Raw genomic sequence first — 22113 nt, forward strand, 5'->3', positions numbered from 1 at the left:
CCCATCTTGAAGGAACATAAAGGCGCAAATTCATTTCAAAGTCAAAAACAAACGGTGGTTACCATAGGCACCTTCGATGGGGTTCACGCCGGTCACCGCAAAATAATAGAACGCCTGGTGAATTCGGCTAAAGCCGATAACCTGGAGTCGGTGATTTTAACCTTTTTCCCGCATCCCCGAATGGTGCTGCAAAAGGAAAGCGGCATAAAGCTGATTAACACCATAGAAGAACGAAAACAAATTCTTTCAAAAACCGGTATAGATCACTTAGTGGTACATCCATTTACCCAGCAATTTTCAAGGCTAACTGCCCTGGAGTTTGTACGCGATATTCTGGTGAATAAATTAAGAGCCAGAAAGGTGATTATTGGTTATGACCATCGGTTTGGCCGAAACCGAAACGCCGATATCAATACCCTTAGGGAATTTGGCGAAGAGTTTGGTTTTGAGGTAGAGGAGATCACCAAAGAAGAGGTAAACCAGGTAGCCGTAAGTTCTACGAAAATTAGAAATGCATTATTGGAAGGCCGTGTTGAACGGGCCAACCTTTATTTGCAATCTCCATTTAGCCTCTGCGGAAAGGTGGTCTCTGGTCGTGGCCTGGGGAGAGAATTCGATTTTCCCACCGCCAATCTGGAAGTGAAAGAAGAGTATAAGCTCATCCCGAAAAACGGGGTTTATGTGGTGCGTTCAAATTTTGATGAACAAACCTGGTACGGGATGATGAATATAGGAACCAATCCAACCGTTGGCGGGGAAGCCCAAACGATTGAGACCTATTTCTTTAACCTCGATCAAAATCTCTACGACCGGGAGCTTTGCATAGAAATGTTGGTTAGAATACGCGACGAGAAAAAATTTGAATCGGTAGATGCCCTTAAGATCGCAATGCGGCAGGATGAGGCCTTCTCCAAACAATACATAAAAGATAATTATGCTCAATAGGTGGCTGTTTAAGCAGGTAGATAATTCTGCCCTGGTAGTGTTTAGGGTGTTTTTTGGTCTGCTTATTACCATCGAAGCCTGGGGAGCCATTTTCACGGGCTGGATTAAGCGTAGTTTTATCGAGCCTCAATTCACTTTTAATTTTATAGGTTTTGAGTTTCTCCAGCCCCTCCCGGGAAATGGAATGATCTGGTTCTACGGAATTATGGGTCTTTTTGGAATTTTCGTAATGCTGGGTTATAAATACCGCCTGAGTATGCTGGCTTACACGCTGATGTGGAGCGCGGTCTACCTGATGCAGAAAACCTCCTACAACAATCATTATTATTTGCTCATGCTGCTTTGCATGATTATGTTTTTTCTGCCGGCTCATCGCTGGCTTTCCATAGATGCCTGGAAAGATAAAAGCCTGCGCAGCATTTCGATGCCTCGCTGGGTTTGGTTGTTAATCGTAATTCAGCTCTGGATTGTTTTCACTTATGCTTCAATAGCAAAAATGTACCCCGATTGGCTGGATGGCAGCCTTCCGGCAATTTTAATGGCCGCAAAATCTGATTACTGGCTCGTAGGCGACTTTTTGCAAAAACCCTGGATACGCTATGCTATAGCCTACTTCGGACTCATTTTCGATTTGCTTATTATCCCGGCCCTACTTTGGCGAAGAACCCGGTGGATAGCCTTTATCGCAGCGATTTTCTTCCATCTTTTCAATAGTTTTATCTTCCATATCGGCATTTTTCCTTATCTGTCGCTTGCATTTAGTTTGTTCTTTTTTCCGTCAAAAGATATTAATCGATGGTTCCTCTTCCGCAGAAAACCTTATTACGAAGGGGATGAGGTAATTGTACCTTCTTACCGTAAACCTCTCATCGCAATTATGGCAGGATGGTTTATAATTCAGCTGGCCTTACCGCTTAGGCATTGGTTTTTTCAGGATAATGTTTTGTGGACCGAAGAGGGACATCGCCTTAGCTGGCGAATGATGCTTAGATCGAAGTCTGGCCGAAGCACCTTTAAAGTGGTGGAAAAAGGCACCACCGATACTATTTATGTAAAGAAAGCCGATTACCTCTCGCGCAAGCAGCTTCGGGCGATCAATTCCAAACCCGATCTGCTATGGCAGTTTGCACAGCGATTAAAGAAAGAATATGCCAATGAGGGTAAAGATGTACAGGTTTTTATCGATGCGAAAGTTAGCGTTAACGGGAGACCTATGCGAAGACTCATCGATCCTAAAGTTGATATGGCCGCCGAAAAATGGCAGCATTTTAAACACCACGACTGGATCCTGCCTTCAGATTTAGACTAAGATTTATTAGTTTCTGAATATTGATTTTATAAATTAGATGAATTTTTAAAATCAAAAAATGAAAAATTCTATAGTCTTTGTCTTTCTTTTTACAATTTCTTTATCACATGCTCAAAGCGATATTAACATAGGTAAATCTCATACTTTGCCTTCTGAAATTCTACAGGAAGATCGCCTGCTTGATATTTATTTGCCAAAAAGCTATGCAGAGACCGATAAAAAATATCCTGTTTTATACCTGCTGGATTCCTATTATAATTTTACCCAGGCCGTGGGGACGGTAGAATATTTGGTTTTAAATAAGCTGATTCCCGAAATGATCATAGTCGGGCTGCGAAATTCGAGGCGAATTCGGGATTTAACTCCCCAGGGATTTAACTTAAAACAAGAACAAAAAGATGCACGACCTACCCGGGGCGGCGCCGACAAGTTTTTCACATTTTTCGAAGATGAATTAATTCCTCATATCGAAAGCGAATATCGGGCTGCGCCGTATAAGGTTTTGGTGGGGCACTCCCTGGGTGGCCTTTTCAATACCTATACTTTTTTGAAAAAACCTGAGCTCTTTGAGGCTCACATAACTATTAGTCCGAGTTTGTGGTATACCAACGAATTAATTTCAGAAAATCTCGATTTGGGTTTTGAATTAGATGAAGATCTAAGTGCTGCGTTTTATCTCAGCATCGCAAACGAAGGGGGCACCATGTTGGGGAATACCTACAGGCTTGCCGGGCAATTCACCTCCTATATCAAAGAAAATGATGTAGATCTTCGTTTTAAATTCGAGCCAATGTTTGAACAAACTCACGGCTCCCTGGGCCTACCTTCCCTTTTTAATGGGCTTCAGTTTATTTTTGAGCCAATTCAGTATGAGGTTCCTTCCAATAAAAAAGAAATTATGGCTGAAGGCGGTGTAGACAAGGTGCTTGAAGATATAAATTCCCACTATGCGGGGCTTTCAGAAAAATATGGTTTTGAGATCAATTATGAAAAAGCCCTTACCAACTTTGGCTTCACCCTGCTCGATGAAGATGAATTTAAGGAGGATGCCATAAAAGTCTTTAAAATCAACCTGGAGCAGAATCCAAATTCGTTTGAAGCTCAAAATTTTCTTGGAGTGGCTTACGAGGAAAATGAACAATTTGAGCAGGCAAAAAATAATTTCAAGAAAGCTTTGGAAATGGTAAAAGCCTCTGGAGATCCAGAATGGGAATTCTATGAAACCGACTACAAACGCGTTAATTCCAAATAAACTTTAAAAACTAACAGGTTTAGAACTATCAGCCCGATTTTTCTTCGCTGCTTTTTTTACATTTGCAGCTTCAAACCGGTAAAGCCAGGAAATGTTACAAGTCAATAATATCAGAGAGAATAAAGAAGCTTATATCGCTGCTTTAAAAAAGAGAAATTTTGAAGCTGCACAGCTATTCGATCAGGTTTTAGAGCTCGATGAACAGCGTCGCGCTACTCAGGTAAAACTCGATGATATTCTGGCAGAATCCAACAGGCTTTCTAAAGAGATAGGTTTGATGTTTAAAAATGGAGAGCATCAAAAAGCCAATCTTATCAAGCAAAAAACCGCCGGATTAAAAGATCAGTCCAAAGAACTTTCAGAAAAATTGGGTCAAATCCAAACCGATTTGGACCAACTGCTTTATACCATTCCTAATATTCCAAACGATTTGGTGCCGGCCGGAGTAAGCGAAGATGATAATGAAGAGGTTTTTCGCGAGGGTGATATTCCGCAGTTGGAAGAGGGAGCTTTGCCACACTGGGAACTGGCAAAAAAATATGATATTATAGATTTTGAGTTGGGCAACAAGATTACCGGAGCCGGATTTCCGGTGTATAAGGGAAAAGGAGCCAGGCTACAGCGTGCACTTATTACTTATTTTCTGGACAAGGCTGAAGAAGCAGGATATACCGAGTACCAGGTGCCTTTAATGGTTAACGAGGCTTCAGGCTTTGGTACGGGCCAGCTTCCCGATAAGGAAGGCCAGATGTATCATATGCCCGAAGATAATCTGTATATGATCCCCACGGCCGAAGTGCCAATCACCAATATGTTCAGGGATGAATTGTTAACAGAAAAAGATTTGCCAATCGCCTGTACCGGGTATACGCCTTGTTTTAGGAGAGAGGCCGGGTCTTATGGCGCTCACGTTCGCGGGCTCAATCGCCTGCATCAATTCGATAAGGTAGAGGTGGTTCGCGTTGAAAAACCCGAAGATTCTTATGCTGCACTCGATAAAATGGTGGAACACGTGAAAAGCCTATTGAAAGACCTGAAATTGCCTTATCGTATTTTGAGATTATGCGGCGGGGACCTTGGCTTTACCTCGGCATTAACTTACGATTTCGAGGTGTTTTCTACCGCCCAGGATCGCTGGCTGGAGATTAGCTCGGTGTCGAATTTTGAGACTTTTCAGGCCAACCGTTTAAAACTGCGTTACAAGGCCAAAGACGGGAAAAAACAATTGGTGCATACCTTAAACGGGAGTGCGTTGGCCCTGCCGCGAGTTCTTGCCGGAATATTGGAAAATTACCAAACCGCCAATGGTATCGAGATTCCTGAAGTCCTGCGACCTTATACAGGTTTTGACCGCATAGATTAAATTCCCTATTTCGCTGCTGAAAATTAGGCATTTGCTTATCTTTACGATATGCGAATTCAGGCTTTTATTATCTTATTTTTTATGGCTTTGGGCAGTCTTTCTGCGCAAAGTGAAGACCTGGCCAAACGATTTTTTGATCGTGGCGAATATGAAAAAGCCCTGAAACTCTATGAAGACCTGGCGGCTAAAAATCCGGCGAATCCTGTGTTTTTCTTCGGAATGGTTAACTCGCTTCAGCAAATGGAGAATTTTTCTGAAGCTGAAGTCCTCTTGCGCGAAAGGCTGGATAATTCGGCCAACAATCCTACTTTGCTCATCGAATTGGGGCATAATTACGAACTTCAGCAAAAGAAAGACAGGGCAGAGGAATATTATCGGGAGGCTTTAAATGCGGTCGACGCTCGGCCCAATTTCGCTTTTTCGATCGCCAGGGCATTTGAAAAATACAGCCTGCTCGACTTTGCCGCCGAAACCTATGAAAAGGGGATGAGCCTGAAACCCGACCAGAATTTTCATCATCAACTCGCCAGAATTTATGGCGAGCAGGGCAAAACCGAACAGATGTTCGAAAACTACCTGGAACTTATCGCAAGCAATCCCAATTTTTTCAATATCGTAAACCGGGAATTTGGCAGGTACATCACCGAAGATCCCGGGGGAGAAGCCAATGAAATCTTCAGAAAGTTGCTTATCAAAAAGATGCAGGCCGCCCCACAGGAAGTTTTGTATAATGAAATGTTGAGTTGGCTTTATATTCAGCAACGGGAATTTTCTAAAGCCTTTTCCCAGGAAAAAGCGCTTTACCGCCGGGGGGAAACCGGCCTCGAAAATTTACTGAATCTCGCCGGGTTGGCCCGCAGCTCTGGCGATGCTAATGCCGCCAGGGAGATCATTGCCTTTATTATCGAAGAAACTCCTTCAGAAAATCTTATCCTTCAGGGCCGAAGATTTATTCTGAATCTCGATGCAGAAACCGCCCGGGCTTCAGAATTTAATAAAATTGAAACCGATTACAGGGAGCTTTTAAGCACCTATGGTTACGATTTAAATACGCTGGAGGTACAACTCGATTTCAGCAATTTCCTGGCTTTTAAACTGGGGAAGAAAGAAGAGGCGATTAAGATGCTAAAGGAGCTTTCAGAAAAAACAAATTCCGATGCTTCTAAAGCCAGGGTTAAAATGGCCCTGGCCGATATCCTTGTTTTTGAAGAAAAATTCAATGAGGCCTTAATCTATTATTCACAGGTACAAAATCTGGTGAAAAACCAGGAACTTGCTCAAAATGCAAGGTTTAAAGTTGCAAAAACCAGCTATTTTAAAGGCGATTTCGAATGGGCTAAAACTCAGTTGGATGTTTTGAAATCTTCCACTTCTCAGCTTATCGCCAACGATGCGATGGAGCTAAGTTTGCTTATTCAGGATAATTCTATTGAAGATTCTACGCAAACCGCCTTAAAGCAATACGCCCGTGCCGATTTGCTTGCATTTCAGCAAAAAAATTCTGAAGCGATTAAGTTGCTTTCAGAAATTCTTGAGCAGCATAAGGGAGAAAAAATTGAAGATGAGGCTCTTTTAAAACAGGCCGGTTTGCTGGAAAAGGAAGGCGAATTTCAAAAAGCTGCCGACAATTACCTTAAGATCATCGAATTGTATCCTAAAGAAATCCTGACCGATAATGCCCATTTTTATCTTGCGGGCCTGTATGCCGATGAATTAAACGAGCCTGAGAAGGCCAAAATTCATTACGAGCAAATTATCTTTAACTTTGCCGACAGTATTTACTATGTCGATGCCAGAAACCGTTTCAGGGCACTGCGTGGCGACGAGCTCAATTAATTCAATTCTCACTCCCTAAAAAATTGGAAGTTATGTATATATATAACGTGACCATAAACGTGCAGGAAGATGTGCACGATGCCTGGTTAAAATGGATGAAAACAGAACATATTCCCGATATGCTGGCGACCGAAAAATTTAGCAAAGCGCTTATGACCCGTGTTTTGGTAAACGAGGAGATGGGCGGAATCACGTACTCGGTGCAGTATACCAGCCCAAGCCGGGAGCTTCTGGATAAATATTACGAAGAAGACGCAAAAGAACTGCGGTCGCGGGCGAAGGCCTTTGAAGGAAAAGTAGTGCTTTTTAGAACCGAGCTGGAAATAATTTCAGAACAATAAAATTTCAACATGAAAAACCGGAATAGACAGCAGAGGCACCCACAGGGGGAGCAGGCGGGAGTACGCGCTAAAAAACACCTGGGCCAGCATTTTTTAAAGGATGAAAATATCGCTCAAAAAATCGCCGATACCCTAAGCCTGCAAGGCTATTCCAAAGTTTTGGAAATTGGCCCCGGGATGGGGGTGCTCACTAAATACCTCCTGGAAAAACCGGTTGAAGTTCACGTGATCGAGATCGATACCGAAAGCGTGGAATACCTCAATGCGCATTATCTAAAACTGCATAACAGGATTCACGAAAAAGATTTTTTGAAATATGATCTAAAAGAGATTTTTGCTGAAGAGCAATTCGCCATCACCGGCAATTTCCCCTACAATATCTCCACCCAAATCGTCTTTAAAACCCTCGAAATGCGCGAGCAAATCCCCGAATTTACCGGGATGTTTCAAAAAGAAGTGGCTCAACGAATCTGTGAGAAACCTGGCAGCAAAACCTACGGAATTCTCTCTGTCCTGGTGCAGGCCTTTTATGAAGCCGAATATCTGTTTACCGTGCCCCCGGGGGTTTTTAATCCGCCGCCGAAAGTCGATAGCGGGGTGCTGCGTCTTCAAAGGAAGGATAATTTCAGCCTTCCCTGCGATGAAAAACTCTTTTTCAGGGTGGTGAAAACGGCCTTTCAGCAAAGGCGAAAAACTCTTAGAAATAGCTTAAAAAGTTTTAATCTCCCCGATAATTTAAGGGAAGATGCTATCTTTGATCTGCGTCCCGAAAAGCTGGATTACCAGGCTTTCATAGATTTGACCCAAAAAATTCAGGCTTATGCAGTTTCAGATTAGCAGTGAACTTATTGAAAAAATAAAATTCCTTGTTGCCGAACAAAACAACGAGGAACTTTTACTGCATCTGGAAGATATTCACCACGCCGATATCGCAGAGATTCTTACCGAACTCGACCTGGAAGAAGCAGTGTATGTGGTGAAACTGCTTGACAGCCAAAAAACCGCTGAAGCTCTTATGGAGCTGGAAGAAGGCGTGAGAGAACGAATTCTCGATACGCTTTCCCCAAAAGAGATCGCCGAGGAGCTCGAGGAAATGGATACCGATGATGCGGCCGATATCATTTCTGAACTCTCTCCCGAACGCCAGCAAAACGTAATCGCCGAAATGCTCGACGAGGAGCACGCCGATAATATCGTGGAGCTGCTTCGTTACGATGAAAATTCTGCCGGGGGTCTTATGGCCAAAGAGCTGGTGAAAGTCAAAGAAAACTGGAGTGTGACCGGTTGTATGGAGGAAATGCGCAAGCAGGCCGAAAATGTAACCCGGGTGCATTCCATCTATGTGGTTGATAATAAAGATAAACTAAAAGGCAGGCTCTCACTAAAAGATCTGCTCACAGCGCCCAGTCACGCTAATATTCAGGATGTGTATATTCCGCAGGTAGATTATGTAAATGTGCATACTAAAGGCGAAGAGGTAGCCCGAATAATGCAAAAATATGACCTCGAGGCTATCCCGGTAGTAGATGAAATGGGCCGACTGGTAGGCCGGGTTACCATCGATGATATTGTAGATTTTATCAAGGAAGAAGCCGAAAAGGATTATCAGATGGCGGCGGGTATTTCTGAAGATGTGGAAGCCGATGATAATATTTTTAAGCAAACCCGGGCAAGGCTTCCCTGGTTGCTAATTGGGATGTTTGGCGGATTAGGTGCTGCCAGTATCATCGCAGGTTTTGAAACCATTATGACTCAGTTTCCGAAGCTTTTAATATTTGTTCCCTTAATCCAGGCCACCGCAGGAAATGTTGGTGTGCAATCTAGCGCGATTGTGGTGCAGGGTTTGGCCAATGGGACCTTAAAAGGGAATGTAATTCCCAGATTAATAAAAGAAACCGGTTTGGCGCTTATCAATGGGATATCTATAGCCACAATCGTTTTTGTAATCAGCAGCTTTTGGTTTGGCACTTCCTATACCGAATCTATAAGCATCGGGATTGCACTGGTATCGGTAATCATTCTTGCGGCTTTAATTGGCACATTTATCCCGATTTTACTCGAAAAAAATAAAATCGACCCGGCGGTGGCAACCGGGCCCTTTATTACCACCAGCAACGATGTTTTCGGGATTCTTACCTATTTTTTAATTGCCAAGGCCATCCTCGGATTCTAATCTGAAAGCCTACATTTTTTTCAGTTTTTCTATCATTGCTTATCTTTGCCTGTTCGGTTCATTTCACTCGAAATGCTTAAAAACCGATTAAAAGTGAATAAAATTTCAGTAAAAAAGATAAAAAATGATCATTTTACATTCAGATACAAATCATCCTGCTTTAATTAAAAAACTTTCTGAAGCAGGGCATCATAACATTGAAGGCTATACTCAAAGCCGGGAAGAAACACTTACCAATCAGCATCTTTACGATGGCATTGTTATTCGAAGTCGATATACGATCGATAAAGAATTTTTAGATGCGGCACCAAATCTAAAATTTGTTGCCAGGGTTGGTGCAGGCCTTGATAGCATAGACGTGGAATACGCCCAAAAACGCGGCGTAAAACTTTTTTCTGCTTCCGAAGGAAATCGCAATGCGGTTGGAGAACACAGCCTGGGAATGCTCTTGTCGCTTTTCAATAATCTAAACAAAGCCGATAGGGAAGTACGGGCCGGCCTTTGGCATAGGGAGGAGAATCGTGGTCTCGAACTTGACGGGAAGACTGTGGGTATTATTGGCTACGGAAATATGGGAAAAGCCTTCGCCAAAAAACTTCGCGGATTCGAGGTCGAGGTGCTTTGTTATGATATTAAAGAAGGAGTAGGCGATGAGAACGCCCGGCAGGTAAGCTTTGAGGAATTTGCAGAAAAGATTGATGTTTTAAGCCTGCATACCCCTTTAACAGATGAAACCCGGCAAATGATCAATAACGACTTTATTGGCAAATTCAAAAAGCCATTCTGGTTTATCAATACCGCCCGTGGGAAATGTGTAAAAACCGTCGACTTGGTTGAAGGGCTTAAATCCAGAATAGTTTTAGGAGCCGCTCTCGACGTGTTGGAATATGAGAAAGATTCTTTTGAGAGTTTATTCTCCAATGAAAAAAATGTGGCTTTGAGTATTAATAATAAAATTCCGCAGGAAATGCAGGACCTAATGGAGATGCCTAATGTGATTTTGAGTCCGCATATCGCTGGTTGGACGGTAGAATCTCACGAAAAACTGGCCACAGTAATCGCCGATAAGATCATTGCCGAATTTGGCCGTGCCGATGAAGATTAAATTGGTTACTTTCATATTTTAGAAAGCAATCTGGAAATATGAAAAAACGAGTAACCGGCATAGGAGGGGTCTTCTTTAAAACCAAAGATCCCGATGCCATTAAAACCTGGTATAGAAAACACCTTGGGTTTGATACCGACCAGTGGGGTTGCACTTTTTGGTGGAAAGATAAAGACGGAAATGACTGTTCTACACAGTGGAGCCCTTTCAGAGAAACTACCGAACATTTTAAACCTTCAGAAAAGCAATTTATGATGAACTACCGGGTTGAAAATCTGGAAGAATTGCTTAAAGTCTTAAAAGCTGAAGGCGTGAAGGTTTTTGATGAAATTCAGGAAGCCGAAGAAGGTAAATTTGGCTGGATCATGGATCCTGAAGGCACTAAAATAGAGCTCTGGGAACCTAATGATAAAGCTTTTTTGGAATGAGGCCAATTTTGTCATTTCGACCAACGTGAGAAATCCCATCTGAGTAAGTTATGGGAGTGGATATCCCGTGATTTGATTCCTCGTCGCTCCTACGTCGCTCTGTCGGAATGACAACAAACAGCATCTTGTCATTCCGACCAGCGGGAGAAATCCCATCAGAGTAAGCTTTGTGAGTGGATATCCCGTGATGTGATTCCTCGTCGCTCCTACCTCGCTCTGTCGGAATGACAAAAACAGCATCTTGTCATTTCGACCAGCGGGAGCAATCTCATCTGAGTAAGTTATAGGAGTGGATATCCCGTAATGTGATTCCTCGTCGCTCCTACGTCGCTCTGTCGGAATGACAAAAACAGCGTCTTGTCATTTCGACCAACGTGAGAAATCTCATTTGAGTAAGCTTTGTGAGTTGATATCTGTAATTTGATTCCTCGTCGCTGCTACGTCACTCTGTCGGAATTATAAAAACAGCGTCTTGTCATTTCGACCAAAGGGAGAAATCCCATCTGAGTGAGCTTTAGAATTTGAATTTGTCAATGAGATTCTTATTGCTTCGGAACAACACATTATTGAAACCAATGATTTATAGATTCTAACTTGGGATTTACAGAGCGTATCAAATTCAATTTCTTCTCTTTCCGAAAAGCTTTCAATTGCTTTTCTCTAACAATTGCCTGTTGTATCCAACCATATGTTTCTACATAAATTAGATCGGTAAGGTTATATCGTGCGACAAAAGTTTTCCTTTGTAGATTGATGAATTCAGCATGTTCCTGAAGCCGACGTTTCATATTGTTTGTGAGGCCGATATAAAATGTGGTTCTATATTTATTGGTGAGTATATAGATGTAGAATTTATAAATCCCTTCATTAAATTCAATCATAAGAAGATAATGTTTATGTCTAAAATACTCATAACCAATTAATAAAATGCCCAGGCCTCTAACATTTCGCCCAGCGGGAGCAATCTCATCTGAGTAAGTTATAGGAGTGGATATCCCGTAATGTGATTCCTCGTCGCTCCTACGTCGCTCTGTCGGAATGACAACAAACAGCATCTTGTCATTTCGACCAGCGGGAGAAATCCCATCAGAGTAAGCTTTGTGAGTGGATATCCCGTGATGTGATTCCTCGTCGCTCCTACCTCGCTCTGTCGGAATGACAAAAACAGCATCTTGTCATTTCGACCAGCGGGAGAAATCCCATTTGAGTAAGTTATGGGAGTAGATACCCCGTGATGTGATTCCTCGTCGCTCCTACGTCGCTCTGTCGGAATGACAAAAAACAGCGTCTTGTCATTTCGACCATCGGGAGAAATCTCATCTGGGTGAACTTTTGTGACTTTCTAAGATTCCGGAAAACCGCAGTAAGGAATGTCACCTCGAGCGCAGTCGAGAGGTTGGTTTTTAACTAAAACCGCCACTCGCTTGCGCTCCAAATGACCTTGAAACTCTAATTATTCTGGCTTAACTCTATCAAAGCCGATTTTATGGGTTCTTCACCTTCAATCGCCTGGAATGCCATATTTTTCCCTAAAGGATCGGCCAGGCACATCACCAGCAAGAAAGCCACGTCATCCCTGGAAATTTCTCCTTTTTCCTCAAGTTTGGGAGCCAATTTCACCTTTGCTAATCCTAAATCATCGGTTAGGGCCCCGGGTTGTACGATGGTATATACAATCCCGCTATCTACCAGGTAATCATCGGCTTCTTTTTTGGCTTTGAGGTAATGCTCTAAGTCCTTGTTTTGTAAGGGATCGTCGGTTCCCATCGCACTAAGCATAATAAATTTTTTCACCTTATGTTTTTTGGCGGCATCTACCATTTTCTTAGCACCCTCCTGATCTACGCTAGTGGTTTTTTCAGGTCCGGTTTTACTGCCAGATCCTGCTGCAAAAATTACCCGGTCTATTCCTTTAAAGGCGTGATCTACATCCTTTTCCAGGTCGGCAAAAACGCTTTCCACATCCATATCATCGAACATCTGTTTTTGCTGTTCGTCGCGAATCATCGCAACAGGCTTAAAATGCTTGGTGTTATTTAAGATTTCTATTACTCTAAGACCAGTATGACCGGTTGCCCCGGCAATGAGAATTTTTTCCATTTTTCTACTTATTTAATTTTCCTTTAATATAAGCAGAGTCCGGAAAGCTGAAAAATTTACCCGGGCTTAATAACACAGAATTAACAGCTATTCAGCCTGGCCGAATTTCTCCTCAAGTTCCTTTTGAAATTCTTCCATTACAGGTTTTACGGTGCTTTCGGGAAGATCGGCGATTCTAATATACATAAGGCCATCTATCGCATCGTTAAACAAAGGATCAACATTAAAGGCAACCACCTTTGCGTTTTGTTTGATGTATTTTTTTATAAGCACCGGGAGTCTTAAACTATCAGGTTCGATTTCATCTATAAAACGATCAAACTTGTTTAAATCAGCTTCGCTTGCATCGAAAACCAGATCCTTGTCGGCATCCTTAAGCTTTACTTTAAATTCTTTTTTAGGTCTTACATACTGCGCAACATAAGGATCGTAATAATGAGATCTCATAAATTCGATCATTAGCGATTTCGAGAAATTCGAGAATTTATTGCTAATGCTCACCCCACCAATTAAATATTTATGTTCCGGAAATCTCAACGTGCAGTGTACAATTCCCTTCCAAAGCAAAAAAAGCGGCATTGGTTTTTGCTGATATTCCTTTACCACGAAGGCCCTTCCCATCTCGATAGATTCGCTCATCATCTTGTGTAATTCTGGCTCAAACCGAAAGAGGTCTTGTAGGTAAAATCCGCTTATACCGTGATCTTCAAAAATTTCCTTACCCATTCCCATTCGGTAGGCCCCGGCGATTTTACCGGCTTCGTTATCCCAGAGAAAGAGATGGTAATAATATTCATCAAAATGGTCCAGATCGGTGGCGTTATTTGTTCCCTCCCCAACTTCCCTGAAGGTGATTTCCCTTAGCCTTCCTATTTCCTTCAGTATATTCGGAATCACTTCTTTTTTCGCCAAAAACACCTCATAATTCTTGCTCTGAAGCAATCGCTTATCCAATTGCCTGCAGGTTTCAATTTCTTCGGCCATAAGACCGCCTGCGGTTTCGGCGGCTATTGCTTTAGGGGATTTTGGGAGCTTTAAGCTTTTCGGCAGTTTGGAAAACATTTTTTTCTTCTCAAAAACATTGGCCAGCATATAAGTTTTTCGACGTAGAAATGCAGTAAAGCTCTCCAGGTTGGTAAGTTGAGAAAATTCTTCCGGTTTAATCGGGTTCCCTATGCGAACCTTAATTTTCCGCTTGCGTTGAGACAGCATTTCGCTGGGCAATTTTGCTGTACGCAAAATGTCGTTAGCCGAGGCCAATCTATAGAAAAACGTAGAATTTCGCGCGTGAAAATATACTGGGATCACAGGCACCCCGGCCTTCTGTATCAGTTTCATCGCTGCGGGGTCCCAGGGCCTGTCTACGATTAACTTTTCATCTTTGTGGGTGGAAACTTCTCCCGCGGGAAAGATTCCCAGCGGCTTCCCTTCTTTCAGGTGTTTTAAAGCAGCCTTTATGCCCGAGGTGCTGGATTTTGCCTCTTTATGATTTTCAAACGGATTTACCGGAAGTATATAAGGCTCCAGGGGTTCCAGTCGCTGCAACAGGAAATTGGCGATCACTTTGTAATCGGGCCTGTTTTTTAGAAAAATTTTCATCAGAATCATCCCGTCTATTCCTCCAAGCGGGTGATTGGCAATGGTAATAAAGGGTCCTGAAGCCGGGATTCTCCTGAGATCTTTTTCCGGAATTTGATAGTCTATTTCGAAACCTTCTAAAATCGAGTCTATAAATTCGGGACCGGGTAGGTGTTTGCGTTTTTGGTATTCCGAATTAAGTTTGGAGAGCCTTGTGGTTCTTAAAACCATCCAGCCTATAGTAGTTCCCAAAGGCCCGAATTTGTCGAGTTTCATCACCTTTGCGACTTCCCTGGAGCTAACTATTCCCATAATTTCCTGTAGATTGGTTACTACAAATATAGGAATAGACTTATAACTAATTTCTGGTCACCAATTGTACGGTATCCCGGGTAATTTGTTTGAGCAAAACTTCCTTGTCTTTTTCCAGCATCGCAATCGCCTCTTCGTTAAAATGCCTGATAGTATACAGGCTTACCCCGGTGTTGTATTTTACGCGGTATCGGGCCTTAAGGTGCTGTAATAATTTTTCGAGTTGTTTAAAGCGGTTATCCACACAAACCGAAAAGCTAATTGCCGAATTTTGAATAAGATCGACCTTCATTTGGTATTTATGCAGCAACCTGAAGATGTCACTGATGTTTTCTTCGACCATAAACGAAAAATCCAGAGCCGATAGCGAAATCAGAACCTGATCTTTTTTCACTATAAAACAGGGGATTGCGGGGTCGAGATGTCTCCCGCGATTTACCGTGGTGCCTTTTGCCTGGGGGTTGGTAAAAGACTTCACCAAAAGCGGAATTTCTTTCTTCTGAAGGGGTTGCAGGGTTTTGGGATGAATTACAGAGGCCCCGTAAAAAGCCAGTTCGATCGCTTCCTCATAAGAAATTTGATTCAGCAATTCGGTTTTGCTGAATTCTCTTGGGTCGGCATTTAGCACTCCGGGCACATCTTTCCAGATAGTAACGCTTTCGGCATTAAGACAATAAGCAAAAATGGCGGCGCTGTAATCACTGCCTTCCCTGCCCAAAGTAGTAGTGAAATTATCGGCATCGGCACCCAGGAAACCCTGGGTGATATTCACCAAACTGGGGTTTATCCCGGTTTGGATGGCAGTTTGGGTTTGCTCCCAGTCTACCCGGGCATCTCTATAGGTACTATCGGTTTTTATGAAATTTCGGGCATCGGTCCAGCGATTCTGGAAGCCTTTAAAATTCAGAAATTCACTTACTATAGTTGAAGAAAACAACTCCCCGTATGAAACGATCTGGTCATAGACGAAGTCATAACGTTTTGAGCGGTTATGCTCTAAAAAATTGGTGAGCTCGGTGTATAGTTTTTCGAGTTTTTCATAAACTGCCGAGCCCGGCTCGGGCAGTAATTCTGAAGCAATTTCGAGATGTGTGTTATAAATCTTCAGCAAAGATTCGGGAAGCTGGCCTGTTTCAAGGTACTCATCGACCACCTTTTCCAAAGCATTGGTGGTTTTTCCCATCGCCGAGATCACGATTAAACGGTTTCCATTCCCGGTTTGCTCCAGGACATTCAGAACATTTCTAACGGCGGCAGAATCTTTTACCGAGGCCCCTCCGAATTTAAATACTTTCATTCGCTCCTTTCTACATTCTGCTGAATTCCGCGTTCATCCATATGCACGGTATACCAGCTTTTTTTGATTTCTGCACCGGTGTTTTCGTAAAACTCTATGGCGTTTTTATTGCCTTCAGAAACCACCCATTCTACACGTCTAACGCCATTTTTATGGGCATATTTCACCACTTGTTGATAAAGCGCTCCTCCAAGGCCGGTGCCTCTCATTTTTTTTCTTACAATTAGATCTTCCAGATGAACCGTGCGGCCTTTCCAGGTCGAAAACCTGAAATATACCAGGGCCATCCCTTCAATTCGACCTTTTACTTCGGCTACAAAACATTTAAAATTTTTCTCCTCAAAACCTTCCTTTACAAGATCGTCAAGATGAATTTCAACCTGGTCCAGCGCGTTCTCGAATTCTGCCAGTTCCTTGATCAATTCCAAAACCGCCGGCATATCGGCTTTTTTGGCTTCCCGAATAGTATATTCCATAGTTGTAAGTTTTAGTTGGTTCCCGGCGTGGCCGGATACCCAAAAATAGGAAATGACATTTAGAAACTTCCTGCACCGGGCCGGCATTAGCTAAAAATTAACCTGATTTTTTTAAAAAATCCAGCATTGCCTGTTCATCCATTTGCACGGTACACCAATTTTCAAAAACCGTGGCGCCGCTGCGTTCATAAAATTTTCGGGCGTGAGTATTCCAGTCCAGCACTACCCATTCGGTTCGCTTTACTCCCAATTCACGGGCATAGGCGATAACTTTTTTATAGAGCGCATTGCCAAGGCCTTTTCCGCGGAAAGATTCCCGAACGATGAGATCTTCCAGGTGAATGGTTTTGCCTTTCCAGGTGGAGTAGCGAAAATAAACCAGCGCCATTCCCTGGATGCCTTTTGAGGTTTCGGCCACAAAACAGGTGAAGGCGGGATTTTCTCCAAAACCATCCCGTTTAAGATCATCAGCAGAAATAATTACCGCTTCGGGTTCTTTTTCGAATGCTGCCAGTTCTTTTATAAGTTCGAGCACGGCCGGCATATCTTCGGGCCGGGCTTCGCGAATTTTAAATTCCATTTTAACGTATTTCGCACAAATTTAAGCATTGAATTATATTCACAGCGAAAACGTTGTAGTAAACCGAAAATTTAGATACTTTTGGAAGCCTAAAACCGGCTTTTAATGGCAAAACAATATCAAACCCTCGGGGAATTTATCATAGAAAATCAGGCAGCCTTTCCTTATTCTTCAGGCGAACTTTCCAGACTTATAAACTCGATTAGACTAGCAGCCAAAGTGGTGAACCACGAGGTAAACAAGGCCGGTCTTGTAGATATTATCGGGGCCTATGGCGAGAAAAACGTACAGGGCGAAGACCAGCAAAAACTGGATGTCTATGCCAATAAAAAGTTTATCCAGACTCTTACCAATCGCGAGATCGTGTGCGGAATTGCTTCAGAAGAAAACGATGATTTTATAACTATCGAGGGTTGTGACGGGCAACACAAAAACAAGTACGTGGTGCTTATGGACCCCCTGGATGGCAGCAGCAATATCGATGTAAATGTATCGGTTGGGACTATTTTTTCGGTCTATCGTCGCGTGACTCCTGTGGGAAGCCCGGTTACTCTTGAAGATTTTCTTCAGCCCGGAAAGCAACAGGTAGCGGCCGGTTATATAATTTATGGCACCTCCACGATGTTGGTATATACCACCGGGCACGGGGTGAATGGCTTTACGCTTAACCCGGCTTTGGGATCCTGGTATTTGTCTCATCCCAATATGCAAATTCCTGAAGATGGTCGTATTTATTCCATCAACGAAGGTAATTATGTTCATTTTCCGCAGGGGGTGAAAAATTATATCAAATATTGCCAGGAAGAAAAAGACGACAGGCCTTATACCTCAAGATATATTGGTTCTATGGTGTCTGACATTCACCGCAATATGATTAAAGGCGGAATTTTTATGTATCCTAAAAGTTCAAAAGCCAATAATGGGAAATTGAGACTGCTCTACGAATGCAATCCTATGGCCTTTATTACCGAACAGGCCGGCGGGAAGGCCAGTGACGGCTTTCAGCGGATAATGGATATTGAGCCCACCGAGCTGCACCAAAGAGCTCCTTTTTTCTGCGGAAGTAAAAATATGGTAGAAAAGGCTGAAGCCTTTATGCAGGATTAAAAAAAGCCGGTCCTAAACAGGGCCGGCCTCAATAATTATTTCTGAATTCTAATCCTGTTTTTCCAGCAGGTACCGGTAATCTTCAAAACTAAGCTGCCCTGTGAAAATATCTATGGAGCGCTTTATAATGCCTTCAGAAGCCTGGCTCGAAAATCCAAGGCCTATGGCATAGCGTTTAATAAGCTCTTCCTCTTCAGGATCAATGCTATTATCGGCAAAAATCACCTTAAATAGGTCGTGAAGGCGTTCCAACCTGCGTTCAACGCTATTATAGGAACTTATAGGATAGGCTTTGGGATTTCTCAAAATGGTTTTATAGTCGTTCTGACTTATATCCAGCTTTTGTGCGAAGCGTTTCAGTAAAACTTCTTCCCGCTCATTAATATCTCCATCTACGGTAGCCATATTTACAATGGCCGCAAAATGGCTGAGGTTTCTTGAACGCTCCAGTGAATTATATAGATCTGAAATTGCCATAATTTGGTTGGTTTTCCAGTAAAGATAACGAAATTGCAAGATTTTTTTTCATTAAAAAAGCCTTAAAATTCATTCGCTAATCTTTTCTTAATCCTTTTCTGAAGGCTGTGTTTTTATATAAATTCAGGTTTAAGTAAGCAAGAAAATGAAGCAGCCCCTACTCGAGTTCACCAAAAAAGGAATTTATTGTAAAGCCGCGGGAGTCTACCTGGATCCCTGGAAACCGGTAGATAAAGCTATAATTACTCATGGTCACGCAGACCATTCGCGTTGGGGCCATAAAAAGTATATCACCCATCACAGCAATATTCCGATCATCAAACATCGGCTGGGAGATATTATAACCAGTGGGGTGGAGTGGAACGAAAGCTTTAGTATAAACGGGGTGAAATTTTCGTTGCACCCGGCCGGGCATATCATAGGATCCTCTCAGATAAGGGTAGAACATAAAGGAGAAGTTTGGGTATTTACCGGCGATTACAAAGATGAAGATGATGGCGTTGCTGTTCCCTATGAACCGGTAAAATGTCACAGCTTTATCACCGAATGCACTTTTGGTCTGCCGGCATTTAAGTGGCAACCCCAGGCCCAGGTTTTTGAGGAAATCAATAATTGGTGGCAACAAAATAAGGAAGATGGTCAAAGCTCGGTGCTTTTCGGATATTCCCTCGGAAAAGCCCAGCGACTGCTGAAACATCTTGACCCGTCTATCGGGAAGATCTATACCCACGGGGCCATTGAAAATATGACCGAAGTGCTTCGCCGGCAAATCGATTTTCCGGAAACCATAAGAATCACAAGAGACACAAAGAAGGAGGAAATTAAGGGGAATCTGGTGCTGGCACCGCCCAGCGCCCACGGTTCACCCTGGATTCGTAAGATGGTGCCTTATGTGAGTGCCTCGGCCAGCGGCTGGATGACTTTTAGAGGCGCACGCCGAAGAAGAGCCATAGACCGGGGCTTCGTCTTGTCTGATCATTGCGACTGGCAGGGCCTGCTAAAATGTATAAAAGCCACCGGTGCTGAAAAAGTGATTTGCACTCACGGCTATACAGAAATCTTTTCCCGATTCCTTTTAGAACAGGGTTATGATGCCCGCACCGAAGAAACCCAGTATGAAGGAGAGATGGGAGAGGATGCAGACCCCACCCCCGCTCCTCCCGAAGGGGAGGGAGAAAATGCGGGAGCTAAAAATAAGTCGAAAGGATGAAAGAAAAAGCAAAGGATAAAAAATCTCTTAAGCATTCCGATAACTTTAATAAGGGAGGTTTGCAGGTTTTCGCAGATCTCATCAAAACTCTGGATAGCACAAATAAAACCACACTAAAAGTAGCGGCCCTGGCCGATTATTTCAAAAATGCATCCGACAGGGATAAGGTTTGGACCATCGCCATCTTATCGCATCGACGCCCTCCCCGGCCTGTGAACACAACACTTATGCGAGAATGGGCTTCAGAATTAGCCAAAATCCCGCTTTGGCTGTTTGAAGAATCCTATCATATTGTTGGCGATCTGGCAGAAACCATTGCGCTGGTGATCCCGCCTTCCGAAGAAAATTCAGAAAAAAGTCTGGACCAGATTTTAAAGGAGATCATAGCCCTAAAAGCAAGAAGCGAAGAGGAAAAAAAAGCCTATTTGCACGAAAACTGGTTAAAGCTTAATTATTACGAACGTTTTGTGTTCACCAAACTCATCACCGGAAGTTTTCGAATTGGGGTAAGCCAAAAATTGATGACCCGGGCCTTATCCAGGGCTACTGAAATCGATGAAGATATCCTGGCCTACAAACTTATGGGAAACTGGGACCCGGCGAAAATCAGCTTTTCCAAGCTTATTTTGGAAGAAAATGAGGAAGATTATCTCTCAAAACCCTATCCGTTTTACCTGGCCTATGCGTTGGAAGGCGAGGTGGAGGAATTGGGAGAAGTAGCCGCCTGGAGCGCCGAACATAAATGGGATGGGATTCGCTCGCAGGTGATCTTGAGAAACGATGAGCTGTTTGTGTGGAGCCGGGGAGAAGAGCTGGTGACCGATAAATATCCCGAATTTCAGGAGTTTGTAGGGGTGATTCCTAATGGGACTGTGCTGGACGGGGAAATTCTGCCATATCCAAAAGGTCAAATCGGGACTTTTAAAGACCTGCAAACCCGCATTGGCCGAAAAACAGTCAGCAAAAATCTTCTGAATAAAATCCCGGTTATCCTTAAGGCTTATGATGTGCTGGAGTGGAAGGGAGAAGATATCAGGCAAGAACCTTTTAAAAAGCGCCGGGAAATCCTTGAGAAATTATTTGCTGAAGTTAATTCGGAAGGTTTTCCGCTGCATTTGTCTGTCGCTATTTCTTTCGATTCCTGGGATGAGGTGGCCCTGGAGCGGGAACGCGCCCGGGAAGAAAAAAGTGAAGGTTTGATGCTGAAGAAGTTGGATTCACCCTATTTAGTGGGCCGAAAAAAAGGCGACTGGTGGAAATGGAAAACCGATCCGTTAACCGTAGATGCAGTGCTTACCTATGCAATGCGTGGCCACGGAAGACGTAGCAATTTATTTACCGACTATACTTTCGCGCTTTGGGATGAAGATCGAAAAGAGCTGGTGACCTTCGCAAAGGCATATTCCGGGCTTACCGATAAGGAATTTAGGAAACTGGATGCCTGGATCAAGAAAAATACCCTGGAGCGCTTTGGACCCGTTCGAAGTGTCACCCCTCATCATGTTTTTGAAATCGCCTTTGAAGGCATTGCCGAATCTAAAAGACACAAAAGCGGGGTAGCCACAAGGTTTCCGAGAATGCTACGCTGGCGCACCGATAAAAACATTCACGAGGCCAATACTTTAGAGGAATTGAAGGCTTTAATTCCTGAGTAGGGTTTTGTAAACTTTAAATGAATTTTATAAAAGCTCCTACCCTGGCAAGGGAAGGTGGCAGGCTGAAAGCCTGTCGGAAGGGTAGAGTTGAAAAGTTGCGAGGTACGAGAAAAAAACAAATTCATAATCGGAAATACCTTAAAGCCTGGAGAAAAGATCTTAGAAAAAGTCTCACTCCTGCAGAAGCTTTTTTATGGATACAGCTAAAAAACAGGAAGTTGAAAGGTCGAAAATTTAGAAGGCAGCATAGTATTGAAAATTTTATAGTCGATTTCTATTGTCCAGAGGAGCAAATTGTGATAGAATTAGATGGAGAGGTTCATAATAATCCGACTGCAGAAGAATTAGACCAAAGCCGCAATCTAAGATTAGAAAAATTGGGATTTAAAGTGTTGCGATTTGAGAATAGGAGGGTTTTTGATTTTTTACCATCTGTATTAAAAGAAATTGAAAATAATTTTAAAGACTGAACCACCCCACCCTGCGGGTACCCCTCCTTGGAAAGGAGGGGAGCTTTTGATTTATTTTATTAAAAGCTCCTTCCCTGGCAAGGGAAGGTGGCAGGCTGA

The 22113-nt window shown here is 43.0% G+C and carries 21 protein-coding genes; 14 read left to right on the plus strand and 7 right to left on the minus strand.

From position 1 onward, the window contains the following. Positions 1–6: 6 nt before the first annotated feature. The 10 genes from ACW6QP_RS02110 (at position 7) to ACW6QP_RS02155 (ending at position 10752) form a co-directional block, all read left to right on the plus strand. Positions 7–945, plus strand: a complete 939-nt coding sequence (locus tag ACW6QP_RS02110) for a bifunctional riboflavin kinase/FAD synthetase (protein WP_457909177.1) — start codon at positions 7–9, stop codon at positions 943–945. Then, positions 935–2254 carry an HTTM domain-containing protein gene (locus tag ACW6QP_RS02115; protein WP_457909178.1) on the plus strand — a complete coding sequence of 440 codons (1320 nt, stop codon included), beginning with the start codon at positions 935–937 and terminating at the stop codon, positions 2252–2254. Before ACW6QP_RS02110 ends, ACW6QP_RS02115 begins: the two co-directional genes overlap by 11 nt. Before the next feature lie 58 nt (positions 2255–2312). Further along, positions 2313–3506: an alpha/beta hydrolase-fold protein gene (locus tag ACW6QP_RS02120; protein ID WP_457909179.1), complete on the plus strand. Its 1194-nt coding sequence runs from the start codon at positions 2313–2315 to the stop codon at positions 3504–3506. Between the two features lie 91 nt (positions 3507–3597). After that, a complete protein-coding gene (serS, locus tag ACW6QP_RS02125) occupies positions 3598–4869 on the plus strand; it encodes a serine--tRNA ligase (RefSeq protein ID WP_457909180.1) in 1272 nt (423 codons plus the stop codon). 48 nt (positions 4870–4917) lie between these two features. Beyond that, on the plus strand, positions 4918–6705 hold the full coding sequence (locus ACW6QP_RS02130) for a tetratricopeptide repeat protein (protein WP_457909181.1): 1788 nt from the start codon (positions 4918–4920) through the stop codon (positions 6703–6705). Positions 6706–6737: 32 nt separating this feature from the next. Continuing rightward, a complete protein-coding gene (locus tag ACW6QP_RS02135) occupies positions 6738–7046 on the plus strand; it encodes a DUF4286 family protein (protein ID WP_457909182.1) in 309 nt (102 codons plus the stop codon). A 9-nt stretch (positions 7047–7055) separates the two neighbouring features. Further along, positions 7056–7883 (plus strand): 16S rRNA (adenine(1518)-N(6)/adenine(1519)-N(6))-dimethyltransferase RsmA, encoded by an 828-nt coding sequence (gene rsmA / locus ACW6QP_RS02140; RefSeq protein WP_457909183.1) that lies wholly within the window; start codon positions 7056–7058, stop codon positions 7881–7883. Further along, positions 7867–9219, plus strand: coding sequence for a magnesium transporter (gene mgtE / locus ACW6QP_RS02145; protein ID WP_457909184.1), 1353 nt, complete (start codon positions 7867–7869; stop codon positions 9217–9219). Before rsmA ends, mgtE begins: the two co-directional genes overlap by 17 nt. Positions 9220–9343: 124 nt before the next feature. After that, positions 9344–10324 carry a 2-hydroxyacid dehydrogenase gene (locus tag ACW6QP_RS02150; RefSeq protein ID WP_457909185.1) on the plus strand — a complete coding sequence of 327 codons (981 nt, stop codon included), beginning with the start codon at positions 9344–9346 and terminating at the stop codon, positions 10322–10324. 38 nt (positions 10325–10362) lie between these two features. Then, the gene (locus ACW6QP_RS02155; protein ID WP_457909186.1) at positions 10363–10752 is read left to right on the plus strand and encodes a VOC family protein; all 390 of its coding nucleotides are present in this window, start codon (positions 10363–10365) and stop codon (positions 10750–10752) included. A gap of 563 nt (positions 10753–11315) precedes the next feature. On the opposite strand, the gene ACW6QP_RS02160 is transcribed toward ACW6QP_RS02155, so the two are convergent. The 6 genes from ACW6QP_RS02160 to ACW6QP_RS02185 form a co-directional block, all read right to left on the minus strand. Continuing rightward, complete coding sequence (locus ACW6QP_RS02160; RefSeq protein ID WP_457909187.1) at positions 11316–11633, minus strand: GIY-YIG nuclease family protein; 318 nt, start codon at positions 11631–11633, stop codon at positions 11316–11318. A gap of 568 nt (positions 11634–12201) precedes the next feature. After that, a complete protein-coding gene (locus ACW6QP_RS02165) occupies positions 12202–12852 on the minus strand; it encodes an SDR family oxidoreductase (RefSeq protein ID WP_457909188.1) in 651 nt (216 codons plus the stop codon). Positions 12853–12939: 87 nt separating this feature from the next. After that, positions 12940–14742 (minus strand): GNAT family N-acyltransferase, encoded by a 1803-nt coding sequence (locus tag ACW6QP_RS02170; protein WP_457909189.1) that lies wholly within the window; start codon positions 14740–14742, stop codon positions 12940–12942. Positions 14743–14788: 46 nt separating this feature from the next. Next, positions 14789–16039, minus strand: coding sequence for an aspartate kinase (locus ACW6QP_RS02175; protein WP_457909190.1), 1251 nt, complete (start codon positions 16037–16039; stop codon positions 14789–14791). After that, positions 16036–16515 (minus strand): N-acetyltransferase family protein, encoded by a 480-nt coding sequence (locus tag ACW6QP_RS02180; RefSeq protein ID WP_457909191.1) that lies wholly within the window; start codon positions 16513–16515, stop codon positions 16036–16038. Before ACW6QP_RS02180 ends, ACW6QP_RS02175 begins: the two co-directional genes overlap by 4 nt. 97 nt (positions 16516–16612) lie before the next feature. After that, entirely contained in the window at positions 16613–17095 is a 483-nt protein-coding gene (locus ACW6QP_RS02185) for an N-acetyltransferase family protein (protein ID WP_457909192.1), read from the minus strand. A gap of 105 nt (positions 17096–17200) precedes the next feature. On the opposite strand from ACW6QP_RS02185, the gene fbp reads away from it, so the two are divergent. Further along, positions 17201–18202: a class 1 fructose-bisphosphatase gene (gene fbp / locus ACW6QP_RS02190; RefSeq protein WP_457909193.1), complete on the plus strand. Its 1002-nt coding sequence runs from the start codon at positions 17201–17203 to the stop codon at positions 18200–18202. Between the two features lie 48 nt (positions 18203–18250). Here fbp and ACW6QP_RS02195 read toward each other — a convergent pair whose 3' ends face one another. Continuing rightward, positions 18251–18679, minus strand: coding sequence for a tellurite resistance TerB family protein (locus ACW6QP_RS02195; protein ID WP_457909194.1), 429 nt, complete (start codon positions 18677–18679; stop codon positions 18251–18253). Positions 18680–18824: 145 nt separating this feature from the next. Between ACW6QP_RS02195 and ACW6QP_RS02200 the strand changes: the two genes are divergently transcribed. From ACW6QP_RS02200 to ACW6QP_RS02210, 3 genes are read left to right on the plus strand one after another with little or no spacing between them, the layout of a single operon-like run. After that, positions 18825–19889 carry a ligase-associated DNA damage response exonuclease gene (locus ACW6QP_RS02200; RefSeq protein WP_457909195.1) on the plus strand — a complete coding sequence of 355 codons (1065 nt, stop codon included), beginning with the start codon at positions 18825–18827 and terminating at the stop codon, positions 19887–19889. 59 nt (positions 19890–19948) lie between these two features. Further along, positions 19949–21544, plus strand: coding sequence for an ATP-dependent DNA ligase (locus ACW6QP_RS02205; RefSeq protein ID WP_457909417.1), 1596 nt, complete (start codon positions 19949–19951; stop codon positions 21542–21544). A 17-nt stretch (positions 21545–21561) separates the two neighbouring features. Next, a complete protein-coding gene (locus tag ACW6QP_RS02210; RefSeq protein WP_457909196.1) occupies positions 21562–22014 on the plus strand; it encodes an endonuclease domain-containing protein in 453 nt (150 codons plus the stop codon). The last annotated feature ends 99 nt before the right edge of the window (positions 22015–22113 follow it).

It is taken from the genome of Salegentibacter haimaensis, from assembly GCF_054121495.1.